Genomic DNA, 3416 nt, shown 5'->3' with positions numbered 1-3416 from the left:
GGGGGCGGGGGGCCCGGGCGGCGGGGCAGCGGACTCCGCACACGATCACCGCCGCACAGCGAGCGGGTCGGGTCAGGCCTGGAGGGGGCAGCGGTCGATGACCCAGGCGTCCTCGTCGTCCTCGGGCGCGGGCTGCGGGGGCTCGTCGGTGAGACGGTCCAGGTGCCACTCGATGTGCGCCAGCGGGCCGCGCCAGCCCGCCAGCAGGTCGGCCAGGGGACGCGGCGGGCCCGGTGGGCCGAACGGGCGCGGGTCGGGCAGTTCCCGCTCCCAGAGCGCGTCGTCGCAGTCGGCGGCCCAGTGCCCCGCGGCCTCCAGCACCTCCCGCAGGTCGCGGGCCAACTCGCCGAGCGAGCGCAGCGCCATCGCGTCCTGGATCATCCGCTCGCGGGCGTCGTAGGGCAGCTCGCGGTCGAACTCCGGCGGGAACGGCGGGCGCCGCCCCTCCAGCACGGGCGTCCGGTCCGTCGCCGCGGCACGGATCGCCGCCAGCTGCCAGCGCGTCCACTCCGCCAGATGACCCAGCACGCCGCGCAGCGCCGCCGCGCCCTCCTGCCCGCCCCGGACCTCCGCGGTGGCCTCCCGCAGCCGGGACCGCACGAACTCCAGCCGGTCCAGCGTCCACGCGCGCGCCCGCGCGGCGCCCGCCGGGCCACGCGGCCCCGGCTCGGCGGGCGGGCGCGGCATCGGCACCCGCAGCGCCGCCAGCAGGTCGTCCAGATCGCGGACCTCCGCGCCGCCGCCCGACAGGAACGCCGCCCCGATCCGGTCGAGCCGGAACATGCGGGGCCCGTCACGCATCCGGCACCAGCCCACCAGATACTCCCCGTACGGGGCGACCACCAGGCCGTGCGCCTCCACGTCGCGGAAGCTGCGCGCCCCCGCCTGGTCGGTATAGGCGAGCCGGACGATCCGCCGCGTACGGACCGCCTCGGCCAGCGTGTCGTGCACCGGGCCCATCAGCGACGCGACCTCGCTCAGCGCGGGCGGCGGCGGATCGGCCGGCAGGACGTGCCCGCGTCCCTTCTCCGTGCGGACGGGCAGCCCGCCGTGCGTGAGCAGCTCCAGATCGCGGCGGACGGTCCGCTCGCTGACCCCCAGCCGTCCGGCGAGCGCGCCCGGCTCCAGCGGCTCGGGGGAGGCCGCGCGGAGCTCGGCGACGAGCGCGAGCAACCGGTCTACGCGATTCACACCCCCATGGTGTCCCGCAGGACCGACATTATGCGGTGGCGAGAAGGTCTCAAACCCCTACGCCACAAGGGATCTGCCACGCAGGCGATCAGAACACCATCGTGAGCAGATCGGCGAACAGCTCCTGCTCGTCGACCTCCAGCCCGCGGCCCGTGAACCACGTCGCCATGTTGTGGCAGTCGCGCATCAGGAAGTCCATGCCCTTCGGGTTGCCGACGATGTCGACGACCTGGGGCAGGTCGATCATCACGATCCGCTCGCCCTGCGCCAGGACGTTGTACGGCGAGAGGTCGCCGTGCGCGAGCCCCGCGCGGGCCAGCTCACGCATGCCGTCGCGCAACTGCTCGAAGTACACACCGAGCAGCTCCTTCGACGGCCGGACCTGGGCGAGCCGGGGCGCGGCACCGTCCTCGCCGTCGTCGATGAACTCCATCAGCAGCTCGGTGCCGTCCACCTGCACCGGATAGGGCACCGGGACACCGGCCGTCCACAACCGGTTGAGGGCGTCCCATTCGGCGTAGGCCCACTGACCGGCCGCGACACTGCGGCCGTGCGAGGTCTTCTTCGCCATCGCCCGGCTGTCGCGGCTGTTGCGGGTACGGCGGCCTTCGACATAGGACGCACTGCGGTGGAAGGACCGGTGCTCCTCGGTGCGGTACCGCTTCGCGGCCAGCAGCGAGGACTTCGCCGGATTGTCGCCGATCGCTTCGACGGCCCGTTCGAGCAGGAAGACGTCGGCTTCCTTGCCGGACTTGAGGACGCCGAGCTCGGTATCGATCGCGGCCTGTTCCGTCACGACCCACGAGGGGCGCGGCTCCGGGCCGCGAGCGCCGCGCTCGACGTCCAGCCAGGTGGACCACCGCTGGTCCGGGCCCAGCTCCTCGTCGACCGAATGGAACTCGAAGACGAAGGCGCCGGCCGGATCCGCCCGGGGCTCGTCACCGGTGAGATCGGACCAGCGGGAGTCGAGGTCGGAGGAGGAATCAGAGGGTTCGTACTCGGAAGACAACGGGTGTGCTCCTGAACAAAGAGGCGGGACTGATGCGGACATGCCGCAGCACAGTGATGGCCATCCGTCAGCCCTCCTTAGTCCAGGCAGCGCTCGCCGCCGCTCGATCAACCCAGCATGCCCGCGCGTTCCGGACCCCGCAACGTATTTACCGGAGCCGAGCCCGGCCGCGCGGCCGCGCGGCCGGGGGCGTCAGGGCCTGAACGATGCGCGCCTGGGACCGTGTGTCCGGCGCGCTGCACGGCTGGGGCGTCGCGCATCTGAGGTCGCGTGCTGATGCGTCCCCTGGCTGGGACACCTCGCGGTGGGACGGCCCGCGGACGGGACAGTGCGCGGGTGAGACGGTACGCGGGCGGGGACGGCGCGCGGGTGGGACGACGGGCGCGCCGCTGGTCGCCGGAGGCGGGGGGTCAGGTGCCTGAGAGTTCGGCGGCCAGGCCCTCGAAGTCGGCGGCCGTCAGCGACAGCGCGGCGCCGATCGCCTGGGTCGCCTCGGCGCCGCCCAGGTGCCGCGTCGCGGCCCGGTCCAGGTAGGACTCGATGAGGCGGGCGCCGGTGAGGCGTCCGCGGCCGCGCAGGCCGCCGACCTCGCGGTGCACGACGACCCAGGCGTCCGAGCCGATCCGCAGCCGCCGCTCCTCGGCCAGCAGCCCCAGCAGCGCCGCCCGCGCGGTGACGTCGGCCAGGTCCGGCAGCCGCACCGCCCGCAGGTCCGTCACCAGCTCCGGTGACGCCGCCGACAGCTCGCCGACCCGTTCCGGCTCGCACGTGGCCAGCAGCGCGGTGTCGTTGACGCCTTCCAGCCGCGCCCGATACAGCACCGACGCGTACGCCGGCCCCTGCGTCTCGTCCAGGACCAGCCCGTCCAGGCCGTCCAGCAGCAGGACGTGCCCGGAGTGCTCCTCCAGCGCGGCGCGCAGCCCGTCGGGGCCGTCCTCGCGCAGGTCCTCGGCGTGGACGCTGTGGACCTCGCCGCTGGAGGCCTCCACCTCCGCCAGCGCGCGGGCGACCATCCGCGCCAGCCGCCGCTGACCGCTGGACGGGGCGCCGATCAGCAGCAGCGCGGGCGCCGACGCGCTGGACACCTCCTGGCCGCGCAGACGCCGCGCCCACTTGCCGCGCCGCCGCACCTCGGTCACGGCGCGGCCGATGTCGTCGGCGCCGCACAGGAACCGGATCCCGTACGCCTCGGCGATCTGCGCGCTCGGCTCGGGGG

The 3416-nt window shown here is 74.6% G+C and carries 3 protein-coding genes; all 3 read right to left on the bottom strand.

Going from position 1 to position 3416, the window contains the following annotated elements; genetic code table 11:
* Nucleotides 1–72: 72 nt before the first annotated feature.
* Nucleotides 73–1191 carry a helix-turn-helix transcriptional regulator gene (locus E1298_RS45340; RefSeq protein ID WP_131903555.1) on the bottom strand — a complete coding sequence of 373 codons (1119 nt, stop codon included), beginning with the start codon at nt 1189–1191 and terminating at the stop codon, nt 73–75.
* Between the two features lie 88 nt (nt 1192–1279).
* The gene (locus E1298_RS45335) at nt 1280–2200 is read right to left on the bottom strand and encodes a serine protein kinase RIO (protein ID WP_243726241.1); all 921 of its coding nucleotides are present in this window, start codon (nt 2198–2200) and stop codon (nt 1280–1282) included.
* 410 nt (nt 2201–2610) lie between these two features.
* A partial coding sequence (locus tag E1298_RS49020) for a hypothetical protein (RefSeq protein WP_207945245.1) occupies nt 2611–3416 on the bottom strand: 806 nt, incomplete at its 5' end.

The sequence above is a fragment of the Actinomadura rubrisoli genome (assembly GCF_004349215.1).
GTDB lineage: Bacteria > Actinomycetota > Actinomycetes > Streptosporangiales > Streptosporangiaceae > Spirillospora > Spirillospora rubrisoli.
The sequence above is the reverse complement of the archived record's forward strand: the minus strand, read 5'-3'. Positions and strand labels throughout refer to the sequence as shown.